This window comes from Wolbachia endosymbiont (group A) of Apoderus coryli (assembly GCF_947251615.1).
GTDB lineage: Bacteria > Pseudomonadota > Alphaproteobacteria > Rickettsiales > Anaplasmataceae > Wolbachia.
In genome coordinates this window covers 1,197,871-1,222,476 of the sequence record NZ_OX366367.1, presented here as the reverse complement: position 1 = coordinate 1,222,476, position 24,606 = coordinate 1,197,871, and the positions used below count along the sequence as shown (strand labels likewise).

The 24,606-nt window shown below is 35.5% G+C and carries 19 protein-coding genes and 1 tRNA gene; 7 read left to right on the top strand and 13 right to left on the bottom strand.

The window, feature by feature from the left end; translation table 11 throughout:
* Positions 1-71: 71 nt before the first annotated feature.
* Positions 72-1,394: a glutamate--tRNA ligase gene (gltX, locus tag OPR43_RS06300; protein ID WP_265034571.1), complete on the bottom strand. Its 1,323-nt coding sequence runs from the start codon at positions 1,392-1,394 to the stop codon at positions 72-74.
* A gap of 289 nt (positions 1,395-1,683) precedes the next feature.
* Between gltX and ligA the strand changes: the two genes are divergently transcribed.
* Complete coding sequence (ligA, locus tag OPR43_RS06295) at positions 1,684-3,681, top strand: NAD-dependent DNA ligase LigA (protein ID WP_265034570.1); 1,998 nt, start codon at positions 1,684-1,686, stop codon at positions 3,679-3,681.
* Positions 3,682-3,701: 20 nt separating this feature from the next.
* Here ligA and OPR43_RS06290 read toward each other — a convergent pair whose 3' ends face one another.
* Positions 3,702-3,875, bottom strand: coding sequence for a hypothetical protein (locus OPR43_RS06290; RefSeq protein WP_265034569.1), 174 nt, complete (start codon positions 3,873-3,875; stop codon positions 3,702-3,704).
* Between the two features lie 196 nt (positions 3,876-4,071).
* Here OPR43_RS06290 and alaS point away from each other — a divergent pair, with 196 nt between their 5' ends.
* From alaS to OPR43_RS06275, 3 genes are all read left to right on the top strand, one after another.
* On the top strand, positions 4,072-6,654 hold the full coding sequence (alaS, locus tag OPR43_RS06285; protein ID WP_265034568.1) for an alanine--tRNA ligase: 2,583 nt from the start codon (positions 4,072-4,074) through the stop codon (positions 6,652-6,654).
* Between the two features lie 406 nt (positions 6,655-7,060).
* Positions 7,061-8,557, top strand: a complete 1,497-nt coding sequence (gene gatA, locus OPR43_RS06280; protein WP_265034567.1) for an Asp-tRNA(Asn)/Glu-tRNA(Gln) amidotransferase subunit GatA — start codon at positions 7,061-7,063, stop codon at positions 8,555-8,557.
* Between the two features lie 518 nt (positions 8,558-9,075).
* Entirely contained in the window at positions 9,076-9,252 is a 177-nt protein-coding gene (locus OPR43_RS06275) for a hypothetical protein (protein ID WP_265034566.1), read from the top strand.
* Here the strand turns inward: OPR43_RS06275 and OPR43_RS06270 are convergent.
* The 5 genes from OPR43_RS06270 to OPR43_RS06250 form a co-directional block, all read right to left on the bottom strand.
* Positions 9,173-9,361 carry a hypothetical protein gene (locus tag OPR43_RS06270; RefSeq protein ID WP_265034565.1) on the bottom strand — a complete coding sequence of 63 codons (189 nt, stop codon included), beginning with the start codon at positions 9,359-9,361 and terminating at the stop codon, positions 9,173-9,175. The genes OPR43_RS06275 and OPR43_RS06270 overlap by 80 nt on opposite strands.
* Before the next feature lie 398 nt (positions 9,362-9,759).
* A complete protein-coding gene (locus tag OPR43_RS06265; protein ID WP_265034564.1) occupies positions 9,760-10,161 on the bottom strand; it encodes a hypothetical protein in 402 nt (133 codons plus the stop codon).
* Entirely contained in the window at positions 10,158-11,246 is a 1,089-nt protein-coding gene (locus tag OPR43_RS06260; RefSeq protein WP_265034563.1) for a hypothetical protein, read from the bottom strand. The genes OPR43_RS06265 and OPR43_RS06260 overlap by 4 nt, the downstream gene beginning before the upstream one ends.
* A gap of 116 nt (positions 11,247-11,362) precedes the next feature.
* A complete protein-coding gene (locus OPR43_RS06255) occupies positions 11,363-11,569 on the bottom strand; it encodes a WPE palindromic element domain-containing protein (protein WP_265034562.1) in 207 nt (68 codons plus the stop codon).
* A gap of 28 nt (positions 11,570-11,597) precedes the next feature.
* The gene (locus tag OPR43_RS06250; protein ID WP_265034561.1) at positions 11,598-14,999 is read right to left on the bottom strand and encodes a peptidase M2; all 3,402 of its coding nucleotides are present in this window, start codon (positions 14,997-14,999) and stop codon (positions 11,598-11,600) included.
* Between the two features lie 397 nt (positions 15,000-15,396).
* On the opposite strand from OPR43_RS06250, the gene OPR43_RS06245 reads away from it, so the two are divergent.
* The 3 genes from OPR43_RS06245 (at position 15,397) to OPR43_RS06235 (ending at position 18,304) form a co-directional block, all read left to right on the top strand.
* Positions 15,397-15,469 (top strand) — tRNA-Val (locus OPR43_RS06245).
* A gap of 26 nt (positions 15,470-15,495) precedes the next feature.
* On the top strand, positions 15,496-16,392 hold the full coding sequence (locus tag OPR43_RS06240; protein ID WP_265034560.1) for a cation diffusion facilitator family transporter: 897 nt from the start codon (positions 15,496-15,498) through the stop codon (positions 16,390-16,392).
* Positions 16,393-16,444: 52 nt separating this feature from the next.
* Complete coding sequence (locus OPR43_RS06235; RefSeq protein ID WP_265034559.1) at positions 16,445-18,304, top strand: hypothetical protein; 1,860 nt, start codon at positions 16,445-16,447, stop codon at positions 18,302-18,304.
* Here OPR43_RS06235 and plsY read toward each other — a convergent pair.
* From plsY to recA, 6 genes are all read right to left on the bottom strand, one after another.
* Positions 18,295-18,861 carry a glycerol-3-phosphate 1-O-acyltransferase PlsY gene (plsY, locus tag OPR43_RS06230; protein WP_265034558.1) on the bottom strand — a complete coding sequence of 189 codons (567 nt, stop codon included), beginning with the start codon at positions 18,859-18,861 and terminating at the stop codon, positions 18,295-18,297. The two genes, OPR43_RS06235 and plsY, sit on opposite strands and share 10 nt — an antisense overlap.
* A gap of 124 nt (positions 18,862-18,985) precedes the next feature.
* A complete protein-coding gene (locus OPR43_RS06225) occupies positions 18,986-20,452 on the bottom strand; it encodes an alanine/glycine:cation symporter family protein (protein ID WP_265034557.1) in 1,467 nt (488 codons plus the stop codon).
* Between the two features lie 2 nt (positions 20,453-20,454).
* Complete coding sequence (locus OPR43_RS06220; protein ID WP_265034556.1) at positions 20,455-21,798, bottom strand: alanine/glycine:cation symporter family protein; 1,344 nt, start codon at positions 21,796-21,798, stop codon at positions 20,455-20,457.
* Between the two features lie 31 nt (positions 21,799-21,829).
* A complete protein-coding gene (locus OPR43_RS06215; RefSeq protein ID WP_265026190.1) occupies positions 21,830-22,600 on the bottom strand; it encodes a CDP-alcohol phosphatidyltransferase family protein in 771 nt (256 codons plus the stop codon).
* A complete protein-coding gene (locus OPR43_RS06210; protein WP_265035692.1) occupies positions 22,597-23,289 on the bottom strand; it encodes a phosphatidylserine decarboxylase in 693 nt (230 codons plus the stop codon). Before OPR43_RS06210 ends, OPR43_RS06215 begins: the two co-directional genes overlap by 4 nt.
* A 181-nt stretch (positions 23,290-23,470) precedes the next feature.
* The gene (gene recA, locus OPR43_RS06205) at positions 23,471-24,538 is read right to left on the bottom strand and encodes a recombinase RecA (protein WP_265026191.1); all 1,068 of its coding nucleotides are present in this window, start codon (positions 24,536-24,538) and stop codon (positions 23,471-23,473) included.
* Between the last annotated feature and the right edge of the window lie 68 nt (positions 24,539-24,606).

Here is a 24,606-nt window from a genome sequence, read left to right as displayed (position 1 = left end):
CTTGTTAGCGGGATCTAGAGATACCGCGGCGGTATGACGTAGGGATTGTATTAGCTATAATTCTTTGGTTTTCACTTTTCTTTTAACCTTGCAATGATGTTTTCTTTGCCGATAAAAATTAATAATTTAGCGAGCTCTGGTCCTGTTTCTGTTCCTGTTAAAGCTGAACGCAACTGCATAAATAGGTTTTTTGCCTTTATATCCACTGTTTGTCGAATAGTTTTGACCCATTCTGACAACGTGTTTTCATTACAATCACCTTGAGGCAATGCATTGAACGCAATTTTTATAAGCTCCTTATCAAGAATCACAGGCTCTATATCGGATTTGCATATTTTCCACCACTTGGCCACCTCAGAAAACCTTTCTATATTGTTCCTTATAAAATACCAAAACTCTGAGGAGTCCACTCCAATTTGATTTAAACGGTCTTGCACCATTTCAAATGGCATTTGTTGCAGCACTTTGCTATTTAGCTTATATATTTCACTCAAGCTAAATTGTGCAGATGCTGAGCTAAATTTTTTAATATCAAATGAGTCAATCAAAGATTGCATGCTAACACAAGCTTCAATTGGATTGGATGTTCCGAGCTTCACTAAATAACTAACTAGCGCCATCGGTTCAATTTCATCTTCTTTTATAGATTTGATATCCAGCCCACCGACTCGCTTGGATATCTTGCTATCATCAAAATGTAGCAGAGAAAGGTGAGCAAACATAGGAATTTTCGCTTTTAATGCTTTAATCATTTGGATTTGCACTGCAGTATTAGTTACATGATCTTCCCCGCGTACAATATGGGTTACATTAAAGTCAACATCATCAATAACAGAAGGTAACATGTATGTGTAAATTCCATCTTCTCTCTTTACCACGGGGTCACTTATGCTACTGGTTGCAATATTTATTTCACCTTTAACTTCATCATTCCATTTAACAACTTCATTTCTATCCAACTTAAATCTAAAATGTGGTCTTCTTCCTTCTTGCTCATAACGAATTTTCTCTTGCTCAGTTAGAAGTAACGCGCTTCTGTCATATACCGGGGGAAGTCCTTGTTTTAACTGCAATTTTCGTTTAATTTCTAACTCTTCTCTTGTTTCATAGCATGCATAAATATGCCCTTCTTTTATTAACTGCAAAAACACCTCATTGTAACGCTCAAAGCGCTCTGATTGCTTAAAACTTGCATCCCAATCTATACCAGTCCATTTCAAGTCTTGTATGATATCATTTATATATTTGACATCTGAACGCTGAAGGTCAGTATCATCAAAACGGAGTAAAAATTTTCCATTTTGATTACGTGTGTACATCCAACAAATCAAAGCAGTTCGTATGTTTCCTACGTGGAGGTAGCCAGTTGGGCTTGGAGCGAATCTTGTTAGCATTTAAATAGCAATATTGTAAAATAATAACTTATTTACTCTAATTTATTTTAATTTTATATAAATATATGGCTAAAGCAAGTGTTTCTACTCTTCTTTCTTGGCTAATCCATAATTAGCGTTAAAGAAGCTCGTTGCTACGGCTTATTGGCGTAGAAGAAGGAATAGGTATGGTTTGTAGCACCTTTGATGTTTGGTGAATTAAGACCATGTGTTGAATTAAGAAATTTCACAACTTGACGATAAAGCTAGTGTGACCCTATTATATTAATATGTAAATTTCAATTTACACATGACTAACTTAGAAAAGATGAGAGAAAAACTACAAGATCAAATAAATTATCATAATGTTTTGTATCACCAAAAAAATAAGCCAGAAATAAGTGATGCTGAATATGATGAACTGAAGAAAAAGTTAGCTGAAATAGAGGCACAATTTCCAGAAATTTATGCAACACAAGATAGTGTTGGTGCTCCACCTGATGAGAGGTTTTCTAAGGTGGAACATCAAGAACCTATGCTTTCTCTTGAGAATGCTTATGATGAACAAGGTGTAGAAAAATTTTTGTCTAAAATAAAGAGGTTTTTAATTGAAGACAAAATAGAGATATTATGTGAGCCCAAAATTGATGGGTTGTCGTTTTCTGCAATTTATGAGGATGGAAGATTTGTTAAAGCTGCAACTCGAGGTGACGGTTTTGTAGGGGAAGATGTCACTCACAATGTTGCAACAATAAAAGGCTTTCCTAAGTTTTTGCAAGGTGTGCAAGGTAGATTGGAAGTAAGAGGTGAAATATACATCAGTAACAGCGACTTTTTAAAGTTAAATGAAAACGATGAATTTGCCAATCCTCGAAATGCAGCTGCTGGTTCTCTAAAGCAATTGGATGCAAATATTACAGCAAGTAGACCTCTTAGATATTTTGCTTATTCTTTGATTGGTGGAGCAGAGAAAAGTCAAAGTGAAATACTAAATAAGCTTGAGGCACTTGGTTTTTGCGTAAATGAGCATCAGTCCTTAACGAGTAGTTTGGATGGAATGCTGAAGTTCTATAACGAGGTCTATAATTGTCGCTATAACTTGGATTATGATATTGATGGAATAGTCTACAAAGTAAATGATTTGATACTACAAAATCGTCTAGGGAATACTCACAAAGCACCGCGCTCGGCACTTGCATATAAGTTTTCTGCGGTTTATGCAAAAACAAAGTTAAATAAGATATTTATACAGGTGGGTAGAACAGGGGTTTTAACTCCAGTTGCAGATTTAGTGCCAGTCAATATTGGTGGGGTGCTAGTTAGTAGAGCAAGCCTGCATAACCAAGATGAGATAAAACGTAAAGACATAAGAGAGGGAGATATTGTAACAATCAAAAGAGCAGGGGATGTAATTCCCCAGATCATTGAAGTGAACAGAGATTCTCGTCTTCCAAATACACCTGAATTTGTGTTTCCTGGAGTATGCCCTGAATGTGGTAGTAAAGTACGTCAGGTTGAGGGAGAGGCGGCAGTAAGATGTCCTGAGGAATTTGCCTGTAAAGCTCAAATAATAGAAAAACTAAAGCATTTTGTATCGAAAGATGCATTTGACATTGTTGGCCTTGGTGATAAGCAGATAGAGTTTTTTTACGACCTTGGTCTGATAAAACAAATCCATGATATTTTTACTTTAGAAGAAAGATTGGATGAATTTAATCTGGAAGAACAGCCTGGTTGGGGCAAGAAATCAATAGCTCATTTATTAAATGCTATACAAAGCAGAGGGGTAATAACTCTAGATAGGTTTATATTTTCTTTAGGTATTAGATTTATTGGTCAAGTTGCAGCAGAATTGCTTGCAGATTATTATGTTTCTTATAATAACTGGTATAATTCGATGATTGAACTGTCATCAGATAATACTGAGCTAGTAGGTATAGACAGCATAGGAAAAAAAGTGGCTGAATCTTTGGAATCATTTTTTTCTAAGGAACATAACATCAAAATGTTAAATGATCTTACTGCTTGTCTTCAAATTCTTCCTGTGAGCTCCAACTCTAGTGACTCTGTTTTAAATAACAAAATTATAGTGTTTACTGGTAAGCTACTTGCTATGAGTAGAGGAGAGGCGAAAGTAAGAGCTAAAACTCTGGGAGCAAAGGTCAGCTCAAATCTTTCTGCTAAAACTGACTACCTAATTGCAGGAGAAAAACCAGGATCCAAATATAAAAAGGCAGTGGAATTAGGTGTAGAAATTTTAGATGAAGACCAGTGGCATAAAGTGATAAGTTTGGGAGTGTTCAAATGACACTTGGATTGTATATTAAATCAAAGTTGCAAGACTATAATGAGCAAGCTGTTAATTGGATTGATTGGATTACCACAAAAAAACTCCTTTCTTTCTCTCCATTTTTTCTGGGTAAGGTCACTATCCATCTCCTGCTTATTTGTTGTTTCTTTCTTTCGCATGCTATTCTTGGTGTTCTGGAATTCTTTTGGCATTTCATACTCCTTAAATTAATTAATAAAATATTACTACATATATGATGAATAAATTATTTTAGTCTATAATTTTTATTAAAATTTTTATACAAGAGTTATATATATTATACTAAATAATATATATCAATATTTAGATTGATAAATTGATTTTATTTCCATTGCAGCTTATTATTCATAAATACTCTCAATAAAAATAATGAAGTTAAGTGAAATCAGAGAAAGATTTATAAAATTTTTTGTAAGTAACAATCACAAGCAGGTTCCTTCTTCTCCTTTGATTCCAGAACATGACCCAACGCTCATGTTCACAAATGCTGGTATGGTGCAGTTTAAAAATATTTTTACTGGTGCTCAAAAAACTGAAATGAAACGTGCTGTCTCAAGTCAAAAGTGCCTAAGAGCAGGCGGTAAACACAACGATCTTGAAAATGTTGGCTATACAACTCGGCATCACACATTTTTTGAAATGCTCGGAAATTTTAGCTTCGGTGATTACTTTAAGGAAACTGCGATAGAATTCGCGTGGAAATTTATCACTAAGGAGTTGTCTCTTGATAAAAACAGACTATCCATAACCGTCTATCATACTGATGATGAGGCATACGAGATTTGGCGTAAGGTAAGTGGCTTTTCAAGTGATAAAATCATAAGAATTGCAACGGATGACAACTTTTGGAGTATGGGAAGCACTGGCCCGTGCGGTCCATGTTCTGAAATTTTTTATGATCACGTAAATCCTAACCTACAAGATGACGACAGGATTGTTGAAATCTGGAATCTGGTATTCATGGAGTTTAACAAAGATGAAGAAGGTAATTTACACAAATTGCCAAAAAAATGCATCGATACTGGAATGGGCCTTGAGAGAATAGCTACTGTAATGCAAAATGTCCATGATAACTACGATATTGATCTATTTTCTGCTCTGATAAATAAATCACAAGAGTACTGTGGAAGAACGGAAAATAAAATAGTGCATAAGATCGTAGCAGATCATCTTCGTGCAGCTACATTTCTCATCGCAGAGGGGGTGCTCCCTGGAAATGAAGGCAGGAATTACGTATTACGCAGATTAATTAGGAGAGCCGCGCGTTATATCCACCTGCTTGGATATAATGATTCCCTACTCCATCGCATTTTTCCGGCGCTGATAGATAGCACGAGTTCGGCTTATATGGGAGATGTTTATCCTGAATTAGTCAGGGCTAAAAGCTTAATAGAAACGACGTTAAAATCAGAGGAAGAAAACTTTAAAGACACTTTGATGAAAGGCATTAATCTATTGGAAAAATTCACTGCAGATTTAAAACCAGGTGACACTCTGCCTGGAGAATTAGCGTTTAAGCTATATGATACTTATGGATTTCCTTTGGATATTACACTTGATATTTTAAAAGAGAGAAAAATAAATTTTGACCAGAAAGGTTTTGATGATGCAATGGAAGAGCAAAAAGAGAAAGCACGTGCTAAATGGGCTGGATCTGGTGAAAAATCTGTTGAGCAAGTATGGTTTGATTTGATCGATAAATTTGGCAAAACAAAATTTGTTGGTTATGAGTTCAATGAAGTAAGTGATGCGAAAATACTAGCTATAGTTTCCTCTAAAAATGAAATAATTGATTCTGCAAAGGAGGGAGAGAAGATAACCATTATACTTGATAAAACACCTTTTTATGGCGAGTCAGGTGGACAAGTGGGAGATACTGGCAGTCTGATCAAACCTAGTAGAAGTATTATTATAGTCGAGAATACCAATAAGGTTAATGACCTATATTTGCACAGATGCATAGTTAAATCTGGCTCAATGTGTAAAGGTGATACAGTTGCAGCAAGCATTGACAAGGAAAGAAGGCAAACCTTAAGAAGAAATCATTCAGCTACACATCTTCTGCACTTTACACTCAGAAAAATTCTAGGTGATCATGTCACTCAAAAAGGTTCCCTAGTTGCACCAGATAGACTGAGATTCGACTTTAGTCATAACACTCAAGTCGCTCAGGATCAGTTGTTTTGGGTAGAGGATATGGTAAACTCTCTAATCAGAGAAAATCTTTCTGCATCTACAAAAATTCAAAGCATGAATCAGGCAATAGACGAAGGAGCTATGGCGTTGTTTGGTGAGAAATATGGTGATCAGGTTAGAGTTGTAAATATTGGAGATTCGAAAGAGCTATGTGGTGGCACGCACGTTGAACATACTGGAGAAATCGGTTTATTTAAGATAGTAACAGAAAGTTCTGTTGCTTTTGGAGTGAGAAGAATTGAAGCTTTAACTGGTCAAGAAGCAACCAATTATGTACGTGATAATGAAATTCACTTAAAAAAAGTTGCAGAATTCGTAAAAGCGCCAGCAAGTGAAATAATAAACCGATTAAATATTTTAAATCAAGAGCGCAAGAAATCCGAAGCTAAAATAAAAAACCTATATAAAAAGCTTGTGAGTGCAGAGAATATAAAAAGCACTGAAATAAATGGAATAAATTGTGTAAGCCATGCTTTTACCAATATTCCAGCGAATATAATAAGAGAATTTATTTTACAGCAACAAAAACCAAGAACGGTAATAGCTTTCACGGCAACAGAAAAAGATAAAACAGTTTTGATTATTAAAGTAAGTAAAGACTTAATCAATAAGATTAGCGCAAAAGAACTAATATCAATAGCAGTTGAAAAGAATTGTAGTGGGAATGCTGAACTTGCACAAACAGGCTGTGATAGCAATAAAATAGATGATGCCATTACAGCCATTTATAGCAAAATAACAGCTTCTAAGGACTAATACACTCTACGTCATACCGCCACGAACCATCATACCGCGATTCATTCGCGGTATGATGGTTCGTGGCGGTATGACGTAGAAGCTATACTTTTATACTCACCAACTCAGTATCCAATCTGGATCCAAGTAGTCTGGGCACTTTAGACAATGTTACAAAAAATATTATAGAATTTAAGAAGATAATCCCTAGAAAATTCCCACGTTCAAAGGTAAGTCGTGTATAATGTTGTTTAATGTTTTGAATGGAAGAGTAGGCGGCATAATTTAAGGCGTATTGCCAACTTAATCATAAACCCATTTTGGTGAATCTAAATTACCTTAGCTACATTTCTAGCTGTAACTATAAATGTATGGATTTTTTATCGTACTATGTTACAATTAATGTCTTGCTAAAAATTAAATATTAATGAACGAACTAAGAAAGTTAAGTATTACACAAATGCATGACGGGCTCAAAAAAAAGAGTTTTTCTGCCGTTGAACTCGTAGAGGCACACATTAGTGCGGTTGAAAATGAGAAATTAAATGCATTTATAACAAAAACCCCAGAGATAGCAATGAAAGCTGCTAAAGCTGCAGATGAATATTTCTCTAGGCAAAAGGATGATTTAATCTCGCCGCTCATGGGTATACCAGTTGGCATCAAAGATCTATTCTGTACAAAAGGAATAAAAACAACAGCATGCTCAAAAATGCTGGAAAATTTCGTTCCGACTTACGAATCTACGGTGTCTGACTTGCTTTTAAAAAGTGGAGCAGCCATGCTCGGTAAGCTTAATATGGATGAATTTGCTATGGGTTCTGCGAACACAAACAGCTATTTTGGCCCTGTTGAAAATGTGTGGATTAGAAAAAGTGATGGGGAAAAAGTTGTTCCTGGTGGATCATCTGGTGGATCTGCAGCATCGGTTGCTGGATTTTTATGCGCTGGAGCGTTAGGGAGCGATACCGGTGGATCTGTACGCCAACCAGCAGCTTATTGTGGAGTAGTTGGAATAAAGCCAACTTATGGAAGATGCTCGCGTTTTGGTATGATTGCATTTGCGAGTTCTCTGGATCAAGCAGGAGTCATTACTCGTTCTGTCTCTGATTCAGCATTAATGCTGGAAGCAATTTGTGGCTATGATACAAAAGATTCAATATCAAGCGAAAAGCCAGTGCCTAAATTTTCTAGCTTCATAAATGGTGATGTCAAGGGTAAGCGTATTGGTATACCAAAAGAATATAGGATGGATGGAATTTCAGAGGAAATAGTCCATAATTGGGAGAAAGTTGCTTCCTATTTAAAAGAAAATGGCGCTGAAGTTGTTGACGTTACTCTGCCACATACTAAATATGCAATACCAGTCTATTATTTAATCTGTTCTGCTGAAACTTCATCCAATCTTGCTCGTTATGATGGTGTACGTTATGGATTAAGGGTTGATGCTGATACCCTTGAAGAAATGTATTCACTAACAAGAGCAGAAGGTTTTGGTAAAGAGGTGAAAAGAAGAATTTTAATTGGCGCTTATGCGCTTTCCTCAGGTCATTACAATGAATATTACGAAAAAGCGCAGTGCATTAGGGCATTAATCAGAAATGATTTTATAAAAGCGTTTGAAAAAATAGATTACATACTTGTGCCATCTGCTCCAACAGAAGCTTTTGGCTTAAATGAAAAGCCAGATCCGCTAATTATGTGCATCAATGATGTGTTTACTGTGCCGGCAAGTCTGGCAGGATTGCCTGCTATTTCTGTTCCTGTAGGACTCTCCAATGAGGGTTTACCACTTGCCTTGCAAGTAATTGGAAATTATTATGACGAAGCTGGAATATTAAATGTGGCAAGTGTGATAGAGCAAAATTGCGGCAGAACAATTAGCACTGATTTCCATCCAAAAGAGTGTCATTCCAGCGCGTGAAGCTGGCATAAAACGGAACTAGAATTAAATGCAAAAATTGCTTTACAAGCTTCGCCAGCCCCCTTATCATGAAACTGAAGCTATTGTATTTGCTTTCGCCAATCTGCAGATTAAAAGGTAAGGATTACTTAATGTATCGGCGTCTTATGTTCAATTTTTTGCAGTATATAGATACTGTATGTCTTTACAAAACTTCATCTACATCTAGATTTTTATCTAAATAAGCTGAACGCGCTTACAAAGCGTTACAAGACATCAAAAAATGCCAATACTCGACAGAGATAGTAAAAGACTAGCTAACTCGGGGATTCTTTGTCTTTTTTTCTGCTTAGTAAATTTCTTAAACATTTGCAGCATAGGTTAGTTGCAATTAGAAGCAGCTAAATCTTGCTTGTCAAGCGTTTAAAACATAAAAAACGCCAATATTTTAAAGCAGATAATAACCCCAGGGCTTCTTTTGCCTTTTTTTTGGTTTGGTAAATTTCTTAATATTTATGGCTAAAGCAATTTAAAAGCCCGTGAAATTCCAGCGCGTGATGCTGGTTCATTTTATGACGGTGTCATCCCAGTGCCCAGACACTGGGATCCAGGAAAGTTTGCTTGTGAGCAAGCAAACTAGCATAGAAAGTGGTTACAACGTTTTCGATGAGATTGCAGAAAGGCTGGATTCCAGTGTCTGGGCACTGCCGTCATAAAGGAACCAGTGTCAGCTATTTGAATAACATCATCTTTTTTTCTGGATCCCAGTGTCAAGCACTGGGATGACACCGAAGGAGCTACTGGGATGACAGGAGAAGCTGACAACCGTCATCCCGCAGCGGGACTAGAGATACCGTGATGGTATGACGAGGGAGAATAGTTGCTACGTGTTAGCTGGATCTATGCTAAGAGATACCGCGAATGAATCGCGGTATGACGGTTAAGTATCCCGCTACGTGTTAGCGGCTAAGAGATACCGCGGCGGCATGATGTAGAAGCTATACTTTTATACTCACCAACTCAGCTGGATCCAAGTAGTCAAAGCACTGGAATGACAATGTGGAGTGTCTGCTTCTGTCATCCTATGATAGGATCCAGTCTAAAAAAAAGACCTGAATTCCAGCGTCACGCGCTGGAATGACATTGTAGGGTGTTATCCGAGTCCTTTTTCCGCCATCCGAGGACCGTATGACGTCATCCAAGTAGCGTGACTACTTGCTGGATTACCAATCCGCAGAAATTGGGGCATTTGGATCACTTGGAATATCAAAGATTTGTGTTTGTGATATTTCCTTTTGCACAAAATTTTTAACCTGTTCCTCTGTTACACCAATTGCAAAATTTGGGTGAGCAATTACTTCAGCAGCTGATGTACTTGTTCCATTTGCTCCTTGCTCCCCTTTCTCTCCTTTTAGCCCTTTACCTTCTAAGAACACCTTTGCTGTTTGGTTATTTTTACCATCATACTTTGCTTCGTCTGAGCTACCAAGAAATTCTCCTAATTTTTCCACTAAAATTGATTTGTTGCCGTCTTTTGCATCAAGTACTTTTCCTGCTACAGCTAGTGTTTTAAGTTGAGAAGTTTGAACAACTTTGTCAGGAAGCTTATCTAACATAGCTTTCACACCAGCATCAGTTGCGTTGAAACCATCAGTTTTAACAAATGCAGTATCTGCAGCTGTTTTAGTATAGACTTCATCACCTTTAGCAGCTTTAATATATCCTTGTTTGTAAAATCAGGAGAAGCAGTTATAGCATCCACAACAGGCTGTTTTACTACTTCTGTTTTTAGCGTATCTGTAAGTCCTAAAGTTTTAACAAATGCATCATCCACACCTTTTTTGGTATAGATACCTTTATCATCATCACCTTTTGCTAATTCTGGTATTAAAGCATCCACAACAGGCTGTTTTACTACTTCTGTTTTTAGCGTATCTGTAAGTCCTAAAGTTTTAACAAATGCATCATCCACACCTTTTTTGGTATAGATACCTTTATCATCATCACCTTTTGCTAATTCTGGTATTAAAGCATCCACAACAGGCTGTTTTACTACTTCTGTTTTTAGCGTATCTGTAAGTCCTAAAGTTTTAACAAATGCATCATCCACACCTTTTTTAGTATATATACCAGTAGTACCATCATCCTTCGCTAATTTTGGTATTAAAACATCCACGACAGCTTTTTCTGCAACTTTTGTTGCAAGATCTGCAGTTTTAACAAACGCAGTATCTGCATCATTTTTAGTGTATACTTTATCGGTAAAATCAGAAGAAGCAGTTATAGCATCCACGACATCTTTCGCTGCAGCTTTTGTTTTAAGCTCTGTAGCTTTAACAAATGCAGTATCTGCATCATTTTTAGTGTATACTTTATCGGTAAAATCATGAGAAGCAGTTATAGCATCCACAACAGCTTTTTCTGCAACTTTTGTTTTAAGATCTACAGTTTTAACAACTTTATTAGTGAGTTTGCCTAACATAGTATTTACACCAGCATCAGTTGCGTTGTCACCAACAACGTTAACTTTGGTATTGAGATCAGAAGCTTTAGCAACTTGGTCATTTCCTGTGAGTTTGCCTAAAATAGCTTTAGTACCAACTCTGGTAGCATTAGAACCATCAATTTTAACAAATTGCTTCCCTAATTCAGCTATAAGCTGCCCTAATGTGCTATTACCCAGATCACTCAATTTATCAGTCGACTGCATATCACCCTCCATTAATTATAAAAACCATAGCATGCATGAAAAAAGTATAATTTTCGTTAATGCTAGATTTTACATAAGATTTCCTTGAAGCTTGTCGTTTCAGAATTCTTCTCTTGTCATTCAAGTGTGTAGCAGATGATGTCATTCCAGTCTGGAATCCAGCCTTTATTATGCAGCCACTTATTTAAAGTTAAGTTTTCTGGATCCCAGTGTCTGGGCACTGGGATGACACCGAAGGGGCTACTCGGATGACAAACCCTGTCATTCCAGGGCGTGACGCTGGTTTCCATCCAAGACGGCAGTGCTTGACACTGGAATGACAAGAAGAGGGCACTGCCCTCCTTGTATGTATTAGATGTAGGCCGAGTTGTGGTCGTGATAAATGTGGTCACTTGTGTAATCAAACATTTTCACAAAGCCATTCTCTAGATAAAGATTATATTCGTGATGTTGATCTGATAATACAATATTATCTTGCTCCCCTAAATTGAAATGACTTGAATCTGACAGCAATTCGTAATTTGGATTATCTATTTTACTAATGCTGCTTATTACTTTGCCATTACCACTTGATATAGCTAAACTATAACTATCACCATCCTTCATTATCTTGATGGACACCTTATCTTCAGGTAACACTATAAGCTTTTTCGTATCACTATCGTGGATTACGAATTTGCCTTTTTCAAAATAGTATTTGTCTTCCGGCAAAGCACCAACCTTGTATTCTGATGTGTGCAGTTTGTTCCAAAAATCTAACACAGATTGCTTTTCTGCTCCTTCCGCTCTATCATACAAGGCTTTCACATCATTATAATCTATGGTTACATTTGCCTTATGCTTCCCTTCTGAGTCCTGCTCGTAGCTCTTTTCTATTTTGAGAATTGTGTCTTTTAATACTACCTGTTCTTGCTCTTTCTCCTCCACTGAAGCTGTTCTTTTCGTTCTTGTTAAACTTTGTGATGGAATTGGCTGATCAGACTGCATTTCACTATTGTCGTTTGATACAGTTTTCTCTTCAGCAACTTGTGCAACAACATTAGTAGTACTATGAACTTCTGTCTTAGTTTCACTTACCTGCCCTTTTGGACTTTCAGTTTGTTTCTCTTTTGTGAATATTCTCTGATAGTCCGTGTAGCCTCTATTAGTATCACCGATATCGCCATCACCTTGATCGAAAGTTATTTTTTTACTTCCATTTTCCATGTTCTCAATTTCAACTTGAGGAGAAACAGATGCTAGGAAATCGTTATAACTGTAGTTGTAGTCAGCAGAAAAGAATATTTTCCCTTTGAAGTTATGGAAGTTATTAGATAACATTCCAATTTCTTCATCACCATCAAACAATTTTACTTTAGTGAAATATGTTTGATCTTTTATTCTAACTATTTCACCACTGGAGTTTCTTTGTATGTGGTAATCATTTGGGTCGTACTTTATAGCAAAAAGTTTGCCAGAGCCATATTTCTCTAAGTTTATAAGGCCCACATTTACATGTTTATGGGAATAATCTCTCTTTTCATATTCATGTGCAAATATTGGATCTATATATCTATATTCATCTGGTATATCATCACCTCGAACATCATACCTGTATTCAGTACCATATTTATCAGATGGTGCTAGTTTATATGCTCCGTCTTTTTCCACTAATTTTAGATGAGTGATACTAGTTGGTAATTGAAACCTTACATTTGCTCCGTGATCATGAATAAATAGATCACCTTTCTCGGTAATATAAAAGCCCATATTTTTGAACTCATGTAAGCGCTCGTCTCCTTGCTTTACGACAGCTTCATATACATCATCGTCTGTCCTATCTGTTCCCTTATTATCCAGTAATTTTCCTTTTTCCACGATTACTCCATTTGCCTTTTGCTCATCAGAATATTGTGCATGCTCTGAATCCTGATGATTCAAAATTTTGGTACCTCTAAGGAGCAGAGAATCTAAATCTTTTTGAATATGTCCAGTGCTAGGATGCAACAACTCATTCTCATGTAAATGTGCTTCATCAAAGTATTCATCGCGTTCAACTGTTCTGCCGTCTATTAAAGAAGCTTTATACTGACCATTTTCTTTTGTGACCGCCATATAAGCACCACCATCATATTGAGTATTTAAGTTGTGCAATATATCCTCAAAAACGAAAGTTTCTTTAGTTTGACCTTCAACTTGCTTAAAAAATCCTGATTCACTCGATAATTCTCCAAGCTTTGTATTTCCGTCATATATAGACAGTGCACCCATATCTCCTTGACCATGAGCTTGCATAGAAAAAATCTTACCTTCTTGTAGATCAATATGATTTGTACCTCTTATCAAGTTTGAATCGATATTGATCATCTCTTCTAACATCTTTTCTACATCGATGTTCTTAGTCGCTTTTACTTGTTCTAAGCCAGTGTTTATGGTTTTATCAAGTAAGGTACTTTTTAATTCCTGATATTTAGAAGGAATTGAGCGATGCTTGTCTAAATATTCTTTGTAAGAAATCTTTCCTTCGCGATATTCTCCACTTATCTTGAGATATTCTTCTTGCCTCTCCTGGTCCAAACCTTTTAATGCATCATCATAAGCTTTCTTTAAGTTTTCATCATACTTTGATAGCATCCTTAAAGCCTGATCTTTATACTCTTGACTATTTTGATATTCATTACCTTGTTGGTCAGAGTAAGTTAGTTTATCCTGTCCATCGGAAGTTTTTACTACCTTAAGGAAATGATATTCCTTTGATATATCAAGTGTATCATTTGTTGCCCTATTTATAGCACGAGCAACATCATAAAATGCAACGTGTTCTACAGGAGAAAAACTTCCAACGTTTTCTCCATCCATTTTTTCTATATTTGCTTTATAATAGGATACATTTTTAATTTCTCCGCCCACTATTTCTTGACCAGTTGCTATAAAATCTCCTTTTGTAACTTGCAAAGCGTTAAGATGTTCCATTGCAGTTTCTGTATCATTCTCAGCAAGCCAACTTTTGAAGTCAGTATCGTGTCCTTTTATGTCTTTCAAGAAACTTTTTGACTCATCTGAGTTACCTTGACGTAAAGCATCTAGGTAGTCTCTTAATAAACTAGGATCTTTTTCCTGTAAGTACATTATCAACGCATGACCTGTTTTATAAACCAGGCTATTTGCTTCGCTGTCCTTTGAATATTCTAAACTTAAAATTTTATCTAAATCCAAATTTGCAGCTTCAGTTTTGTCGATACTTGATCCTTGAGAATTAAATTTATGATCTGAATGGTGCTCAAAGTAATCTGCAATTCCTTCCATTAATACTGTAGGTAGGTGCTTACCTCCTGTAGCCAAGTAAGTTAAACCATGTGCAAATTCATGCTGAAGGTTATGAACGCCACCTTGCTGATAGACATACATTTCAGCAAAAACATCAGCTTCCCCTTTGTAGTAACATTTACCACCCTCATCTCCAAGGTAAGAACCGAAATGCTCGCTTCCGCCAAGGTGAGTGTAATCATCCTTGTCATCAAACATATAAATTTTAAATGTTTGTTCTGAGTTGCTGTGTTCTAACTTGAATGTATCTTTAAAACTAGTAGCTGTTTCTCTTATCTCACTTTCAATTGTTGCAATTTTACTTGCTCTTAAATTATGAGAATAAACTTCTACTTTAATATTTAAATCTTTAACTTCTACAACATGTGGCGAATTAAACCCTTTGCCGTTATTGTTAAAGTATTCTTCTTTAGTTATATTTTTATTTATTTGTTGATTGATTGTCATAATTCTAACCTCTAATTTATTAACTCTTCAAATATAAGGTGATCTCTACTAAAAAAGTGTGAATTTTCATATTGGTATACTCTATATCTTAGTGAAAAAATATAAGTAATTAATTTAATATGAACAATATAAGATATAGCTATAACTAAAGCAATTTAGATTTACCGATAATTTGGTAAGCTATGAACTCGTCATTCCGCTACGTGTTAGCGGAATCTATGCTGAGATACCGCGAATGAATCGCGGTATGACGTAGGAAAACCTGACCTGCACTAGCTATAGGCTCTATAGCTTGACCACAAAAAAAATCTAGGTTCTAACGTTACATTAGGATAGGGTAAGAATTTAAAAGCAAATTGACTTTCATTCCACCAAAGCACTATACTAAAACCACGATGGGTAATTAGCTCAGTTGGTAGAGCACTTGCTTGACGTGCAAGCGGTCGCTGGTTCGAATCCAGTGTTACCCACGTTTTTGTTTATGAAAAAATTTTATATGACAGCAGTGCATAACGGTAAACACTCAGCAGCGCAGTCCAAGCGCTTAATCTATTCCATAATAATAGTTGCGATAACAATGTTTATGGAAATAGTAGGTGGAATAATTTCACATTCGCTTGCTCTATTATCAGATGCAGGGCATATGCTCACTGACCTCTTTGCCTTAGTTTTAAGCTGGTTAGCACACAAATTTTCAGCTAAGAAATCTGATTTGCAGAGATCATACGGGTATCATCGGTTGCAAATAATTGCAGCATTTGTTAATGGTTTAACTTTATTCTTCATTGCAGTAATTATTATAATTGAATCAATAAAGAGGTTTATTTTTCCAGTCAATGTTGAGTGGAAAGTAATGTTAATAATTGCTACACTCGGTCTTATCTCTAACATAATAGTCTTTTTTATATTACATAGTAAATGCGAGAGCAATATAAACATAAAAAGTGCTGTATTGCATGTTATTGGAGATATTTTAGGTTCTGTAGCTGCTATACTTGCATCCATAATTATCATGCTTACTGGATGGCAAGTAGTAGATCCTATTCTGTCAGTATTTGTCAGTGTAATCATCCTAAACAGTGGCTATAAAATTCTAAAGAATTCTTGCCACATACTCCTTGAAGGTACGCCTGAGGGTATATCAACTGAAGAAATAAAAAGTAAAATTGTATCTAAGCTACCTGAAGTGATAGATGTGCACCACATACATGCATGGTCGCTGTCTGATAATTACTTTATCATAACGATGCATGCCAAAGTAAAGCAAGATGCACAACACACTGATATTTTGTATGAGATAAAAAAAATACTACTAAATAGGTTCGAGATAGCACACTCTACAGTTGAAATTGAATACGATGAGTGTGCGGATAATAAGATACTTAAACATTGACGTTTAAAATTATTATGGTATTACTAGAGTGTAATGATGTTAAAGGTAAGCTATGATAGGTATTTCTCAAATACAAATTCCTTCAAAGGATTCTAGTAAGCTAAAATTTGTTAGCTACTTTGGAGCTTTTGTCTCGTTAAGCATTATCACTAACCCTGTTAATGTTCTTTTTTCTCTTGGTACTATGTTCTTCAGGTCTGAAATTAAAACTCTTTATATCTACAAAGAAATAAAAGCGGCAAAACAGCAAAAAATGAGCAAAAGGGAATATTGGGAAATATTTTTTAAGAACAATACAATCAAGGTAGCAGCCTTCCTCTTGTTTTCTGCTTTTATAACATATCTGACTTTCACCTCCACTTTCTTACTAATTTCGTTACTGGGAACTATACCACTTACAATGCTATTAATTTTATTGCAGAGTGAGCTAAGGCCAAAAGATTTTAACCCATTTACGCTGCTTAAAGCTTCTATAAATTTCTTTTTGGAAGGCATGAAAGAGAACTTACGTGGTACGGTTAATGATCTTGATGTTAATCTTGAACATTTGCTTCCTCATCAATTAAATGATGATATCATTGAAAATATCGATAAATTAAAAGATAAGTATAGTGAACAAGTACCTGAAGACGTAATCAAAGATAATGAATATATTCAATTCATTCAATATATAGACAGTTCATGTGAGTCCAGTGATGAAGATAAAGGTAAAATAATCACATTTTTGAATGATTTTTGTAGTAATGACCAGAAGCATAGCTCCGGCTTTACAGGTGGACAGATTTTACTTTTAGTTCTGAAAGCCTGCAATGATGGAGACAGAGAAGCTGTAAAAAATAAAAAAGACGCGTTAATTACAAATTTGCTTGATAGCCAAACTTTCTCTAGAAAAGAGCGAATTCCTAACACCTGTTTTACCGGTATTGTCTACAGAATGTTAAGCACACTAGAGGGTATTCATCCTGATCCAGAAATTAGATTTACTCCCCCAAGGGAAATGTTGCTCTCAGAAGCACAAAATAAAGCACGTGAGTTTATGTTAGACAGGTTAAAAAACAATAAAGAAATTTTTAAGGCTTGGTATGGCGTTCAAAATGGTTATGAAGACGATGAAAGTCAAAAAATAGTTGATGATTTTATTTCAGAAGTAAGTATTCCTTTAATGAGAAAATTATTGAGTATTACTTCTCAATATAGTGAACAAATTGTGCTGACGTTAATGAAAAATATTAGCTCTATAAAGTTAAATAAATTACAATGTTGTGAGCTGGTTCAGCACATGAGAAATAAACTGCAGGAGCATGGTTTAGATGACCAAGAAAGTTTACTCGAAAACATCGGAGAAAAAGTATTCTTAGAGCTATTAAATCGAGATCTACTCGAGACAGATTTTTCTCTCAAGGATTCATCTTTGGATGGAGCTAAAAGAATAGCTGATAAAATAATAGAAGAAGAAGTGAAGGAATTTGAGTTGAAAGCTGAAAAAACTATTGAGAATCAAATAAATGGAAGAATAGATATATTGCTTGCTTTAAGACAAGAAAAAATAGAAGTATATTATAGGGTTCTTAGAGAAAGCGGATATCATGACTTGAACGCTGCAAGAAAGGAACAAATAGATAGCGTTTTAAACAGTAAACTACAAATCACAGCAGAAGAAGCTCCAAAAGAACTATTGAAGTTAAGGATAAAAAGGGTATATGAGTCAAGTAAAGGTAATGTTACTCAGCTTTATGAAAAAATAATAGAAACAAAAAAGGAATTCATTGAAGATGGGCTTTTAACACCTCAAGAAGTAGAGAATATAACAAAAGCAAAAATCATAGACTTAAACAAAGAGGACAAAATCATACCGTCAAGCAATTTGTCTCGTAGTTTAAGTGTCAATAATTTGGCAGTACATTATCTATAAAATTTATACTCTTTACCTTGCAGAAGATTCACAATATTTCTGTGGTGTTTTAAAAAAATCAGTGCTCCTATAATTAGTAATGTTAAGAATAGATCCACTTTGAAAAAGAATGAAGTTATCACGGCTATTGCAGTAGCAGTCAATGAAGCAAGAGAAGAGTATCTAAAGATAAAAAATACCACTATCCAGGCAAATATAAATATCAAGGCAATTGGCATATTAAGTGCTATCAACACTCCCAGAGTTGTTGAAACTCCTTTGCCTCCTTTAAATTTTAGCCAAATAGGAAACATGTGCCCTAAAATTGCAGATACATATATATAAAAATCGTTATTATCACAAAATTGTTGTGCTATATAAACGGCGATGAATCCTTTCAAGGAATCCAGAAGTAATGCCAGAGCAGCAAGAAATTTATTCCCTGTTCTTGCAACGTTTGTAGCACCGATATTACCTGAACCTATTTCTCTTAAGTTTATCCCTTTTATTCTTGTAATAATTAAGCTAAACGGTATTGAACCGAGTATATAGGATAGTATAAGGACTATAACTAACACAGGTAAAATTTACTATCGAAAGACCTCGTCATCCCACTGCTTGTTAGCGGCTGAGATACCGCGGCGGTATGACGTAGGGAAGTCTTACTTATTATAGCTATACCTCTCCGCATATATCGAAGATTCAATTAATTTTATTATTTTTCAGCCTTTTTAGGTAGCACTGAACTTCATCGTTAATCTGATTACTAAACAGTATAAGCGCTGTCATATTGATGAGAGCTAAACAAGAGAATAAAGTTCCACCAATATTGGCAATAGCCATTATATCTTTAGAAAGACCAGAAAAAAACGCCACAATTATTACCGCTATGCGATATATCACTATACTTTTTGCACCGAATAAATATAGCCACCCCATTTCACAACAATATACAAACGAAATTACTGAAGAAAATGCAAACAAAGGTGCAGCTATTGTTAGAAGTATAGGAAACCACGGAGAAACTGTCTCAAATGCTTTTTGAGTGACTAATATCCCTTCACCAACACTAGTCTGGTATGCACCTGTTATTACTATCGTTATTCCAGTTAAACAGCAAATGAGCATTGTATCAAAACACGGTTCTATCATAGCAACAAGCCCAGTTCTTACTGGTTCTTCATCTTTAGTTGTTGCATGAGTAATTGCAGCAGAACCAACACCCGCTTCGCTGGCAAAAATTGCTCTTTGAATTCCAGCAACAAATGCTCCTACCATCCCTCCGCCAACAGCATTAAAATCTATCATGCTGGAAAATAATATCTTAAATGTGTGACCAAGATTGTGGATATTAAATCCAATAATAACAAGGCAGCTACATATATATATGAGTGACATAATAGGCACTAGTGCAGAAGATACTCTAGCTATCCTTTTAATTCCGCCAATAATCACTAGAGCAAGCAGCGCAGAGATTATGGAAGAAAGAAACCAAGAGTGACCATCTACCCAACTTGAATAGCCAGATAATATTGAAACCATTTGGTTGGTTTGAAACGCTACACTTCCACCAAGGCCTGATAATACAAAGAATACTGCATACATGGCAGCCAGCACAATACCAAGTTTTTTAAATCCAAATTCCTCCAGACCATTCCTTATATACTGAAAGGGGCCACTAAACAATTGGTCCTGATCTTCTGTTCTATGTCTAAATGCTAAAGTCACTTCGGCAAATTTTGCTGACATACCAAAAAAACCTGTAATCATCATCCAAGGCACCGCTCCTGGCCCTCCCATTGAAACTGCAATTGCGACTCCAGCAACAGTTCCAAGGCCTACTGTGCTTGAAAGTGCAGTCATAAATGCCTGAAAATGTGTAATATGACCATTATGGTGATTCGTGTCATATTTTCCACATAAAATAGCAAACGCATGCTTAAACATTCTTATGTTGAGAAATCCAAAACGTAATGTTAGAAACACATAACCAAAAACTAGTAGAAGAAGTATGAACGGTATATAAAAGATTTTGAAAAACAGCACTTCATTCATGAAGTTATTTATTCCATTCAACACAGCGTCATAACTTTCGTAAAAACCTGAAGCAGCATACGCATCATTAAACAATAGACAAAATAACACCATACAAAGCAATCTATAAGTCATGTTTAATACCTTTTAGAATTGTAATAAGAATCTATTGTATTCAAAACTTCCCTTCTCAGTAGATATATTGCAACAGCATTTGGAACCATAAGGCACATGAACAAACTGTCACCTAGATAAGATATAAATTCTATATCCTTTGACATACAACTGATATACACTGAAACCACTATAAGAATTTGGAACGGTATCAGTATTTTTTTATTACCAAATAAATACAGCAAAGCAACTTCACAGTAGTAACAATAAGCTATTATTGTAGAAAATGCAAAGGAAAACATCATTAGCGGAAAAACTAACTTGCTGAACAAGGGCAAAGCTGTTGAGAATACCGAACTAATTAGTGTAATATCACCCACGTTATCAGTGCTATGCATACCAGTGATAATTATCACAATACCAGTCAAAAATGAGATTAATATTGTGTCTATAAGTGGTGCAATCATTGCAACACACCCAACTTTAATTGGATCTTCTTCTTTTACAGCTGAATGTGCTATAGCTGCTGTTCCGGTACCTGCTTCGTTAGCAAACACTGATCTTCTCACTCCGGCTATTAATCCGCTCAATACTCCGCCTCCTATAGCCGATTTATTGAAAATATCTTGAAATATTATAGATAAAGCATTCAGCAAATTACTTCTGTTTACATAAATTAAATATATACACATACCCACATATAGCACTATCATAATTGGTGCTAAGCTCGTTGAAACGAAAGCAATGCGCTTTATTCCTCCCAATATTACAATAAAGACAAGCAGAGATATAATAATGGACGCGTTGTATTCAAAGAGGTTATTTGACAATGCTGCTATCTGATTCGCTTGAAATGGTATACCGCCCAAAATCATTGCAATAAGTAGCATAATTGCATAAGTAAAGGCAAGAAATCTACCAGTTTTTGCAAATCCAATCTTTGCAAGCCCGTATTTCATGTAATAAAAAGCACCACCAGTTGTATTTTCAGAGCGATAAGTGAATGCAAGCACCACCTCGGCAAACTTTATCGACATACCAAGTATTCCGGTAATTACCATCCAAAAAACTGCACTTGGGCCCCCTATTGTGATAGCTATTGCAACTCCTGATATTGTTCCAAGGCCAACTGTTCCTGAAATTACTGTTGCAAACGCTTGAATATGAGTGATTATGCCATTGTTATTGTTATTACACTTTAGATTGAATAGCGTCTGTATTCCATGCTTGAACAATCTAAAGTTAGTGAATTTGAATTGGATGGTACAAAAAACCCCAGTTGCAATTACCCAAATAATTATAAATGGAATGTTGAATATCTTTATGTACAGAAATGAATTTAACAGTTCACTTATTTTTACAATCATGCTGCTCACTACTTTTTATTACAACTTATAGCTAACGAGCTTTATACGAGTAATATATATAAAGCCCAGTGCTTACTGGAATAGTAAGTACATACACTACACCTAAAATTGGTAGCGTTATCCAGGGCTTACTGATGAAAAATATAATAAGTACTCCAAAAAATGACACAAATATATAAGATAGGCTTTTGGGAATATAAATATATTTTGCAGAGAAAGTTGGAATGTGACTTATCGAAAAAAATGAAATGGCCAGAAAGTAACAAGCTACGTTTCTTGTGTTAAAAAATCGCTCTATGAGAAGTAAGTATTCACTCTCATGAGATTGAAAGGTAATAATTATTGGCAACAAAGAAAGTAAAGCACACACTGGAGCTGGAACACCAGAAAAGAAAAATTTTTCCCAGTATGATTGTTCTGAGTGTAGCGAAACATTGAATCTTGCAAGTCTTATTGATATGCAGATTACGTATATCATTACTAAAATCCAACCTATGACTTTGATTTCGTTTAGCTTCCAAAAATACAAAAGAAATGCAGGCGCTGCACCAAAATTTAGAAAATCTGCAAAAGAATCAAGCTGGGCTCCAAAATCGCTAGTTGATTTTAGAATTCTAGCTATTCTGCCATCCATTCCATCTATTATTGCTGCAATGATGATAAAAATTACTGAGAATTCCCATTGTTCATTAAATGTAAATTTAAGTGAAGTGAGACCAGAACATAAACCCAATAAAGTTATAAAGTTTGGGAATAATTTAGTAATAGGTAAGAATCTACTGTTACTTCCATCGTTATTCATATAACGTCAAAAGTAAGCTTCTCTTGAACGTTTTCCTTATTTAAGTTTACTATAATTGTTTCACCACCAATAACAGTTTGCCCTTCTGAAACTCTTACTTCTATATCAGCAGGAACATAAATATTTACTCTACTGCCAAATCTTATAATTCCAAACCTTTCACCTGCTTTTACGTTCTGGGATACTCCTAAATTACAAACGATACGACGTGCAATTAATCCAGCTATTTGCTCCACAATAATTTCTTTTCCCTTTTCGTATTCAATCACAATAACCTGCTTTTCATTTTCATTACTAGACCTATTGCTCATTGCGGATACAAACTTGCCTTTTTTATAACTCATTTCCTTTATCGTACCAGATATTGGTATACGATTCACATGGACGTTCAAAACACTTAAAAATATGCTAACAAGCGTGAACTTCTTCTCTTCTCCATTTTCTGCCAATAAAGGATAATTAACTTCTTCAATTTTTGAAATCACACCATCAGCAGGACTTAATATAAGATCCTTATTGTTTGGCACAACTCTTGCTGGATCACGAAAGAAATAAGTACACAATAATGTCGGAAACAAGCACGTAACACCAAACCCCCAAGATATAGAGAATGCTATACACGTTACTATAAAGGAAACTACTATAAATGAATAACCTTCCCTATTTATATTAGGTAAACCAAAACACATAATCTTATTCACAATAACCTATTGTTAACAATTTATCATTTATAATTTCTCATGAAAAGCTTTTTTTAACTGCTTCAGCAAAGTCTTTTTGATACAAGGTAACATTACAGATTGTTATATTAGCACACACCGTCATACTGTAACAACCCGTCCAACACAAAATCTAATGCCTAAGTTTAGATCAGAACACTGATTCTTCTAAAAGTTGCTCACTGTCCTCGTCTATTATGATAGAATTATCATGATTTCTGAGTAAATCTCTGATTTTCGTTTCTATTTCATTTGCGACTTCTTTGTTTGTTTTTAAGTAAGTTTTTACATTCTCTCTTCCTTGTCCAAGACGTGTGTTGTTATATGAATAGTAAGCACCTGCTTTTTCAAGCACACCAAGCTTTGCTCCCATATCTATTATTTCTCCGAGTTTTGATATACCTTCATTGTACATTATATCAAATTTCGCTTCTCTAAATGGAGGAGCAACTTTATTTTTTACAACTTTAACTCTTGTTTCATTACCTGTAATATTTTCTTTGTCTTTTATTACACCAACTTTTCTTATATCAAGCCTTACAGAAGTATAGAATTTTAATGCATTTCCACCCGTGGTAGTTTCAGGATTTCCATACACTACTCCTATTTTCATACGAATTTGATTAATAAATATCAATATACAGTTCGCTTTTGAAACGGCAGAGGTTAGTTTCCGTAGCCCATGACTTAAAAGCCTTGCTTGCAGCCCCATGTGCTGATCACCCATATCACCCTCAATTTCAGCTCTTGGAGTTAACGCTGCAACAGAGTCAATAACTATCACGTCAACCGCGCCAGAACACACTAAATACTCAACAATATGCAACGCCTGCTCTCCAGTGTCTGGTTGCGAAATTACTAAATCATCAGTGCTCACCCCAAGTTTGCGAGCATATAAGACATCCAATGCATGTTCTGCATCGATAAATGCGCATGATCCTCCTTTTTTTTGTGCTTCAGCAATCACGTGCAAGGCAAGAGTGGTTTTACCAGAACTCTCGGGACCAAATATTTCAATTATACGCCCTTTTGGCAGACCTCCAACACCTAGAGCCGAATCAAGCGCAATTGATCCTGTGGATATTGTGTCTATTTTCTCTAAAGGATTTTGCTTCAGCTTCATTATTGCACCTTTACCGAATGCTTTTTCAATCTGGCTTATTGCGTTATCTAGCGCTTTTTGTTTATCACTATTTCTTTCTTCTGGATTACTTGCCATAGATCATTTATTAATTTATATAATTCTCTATGATAATCGAACGCAAGTAACCTGCCAAGGGTTTTTTA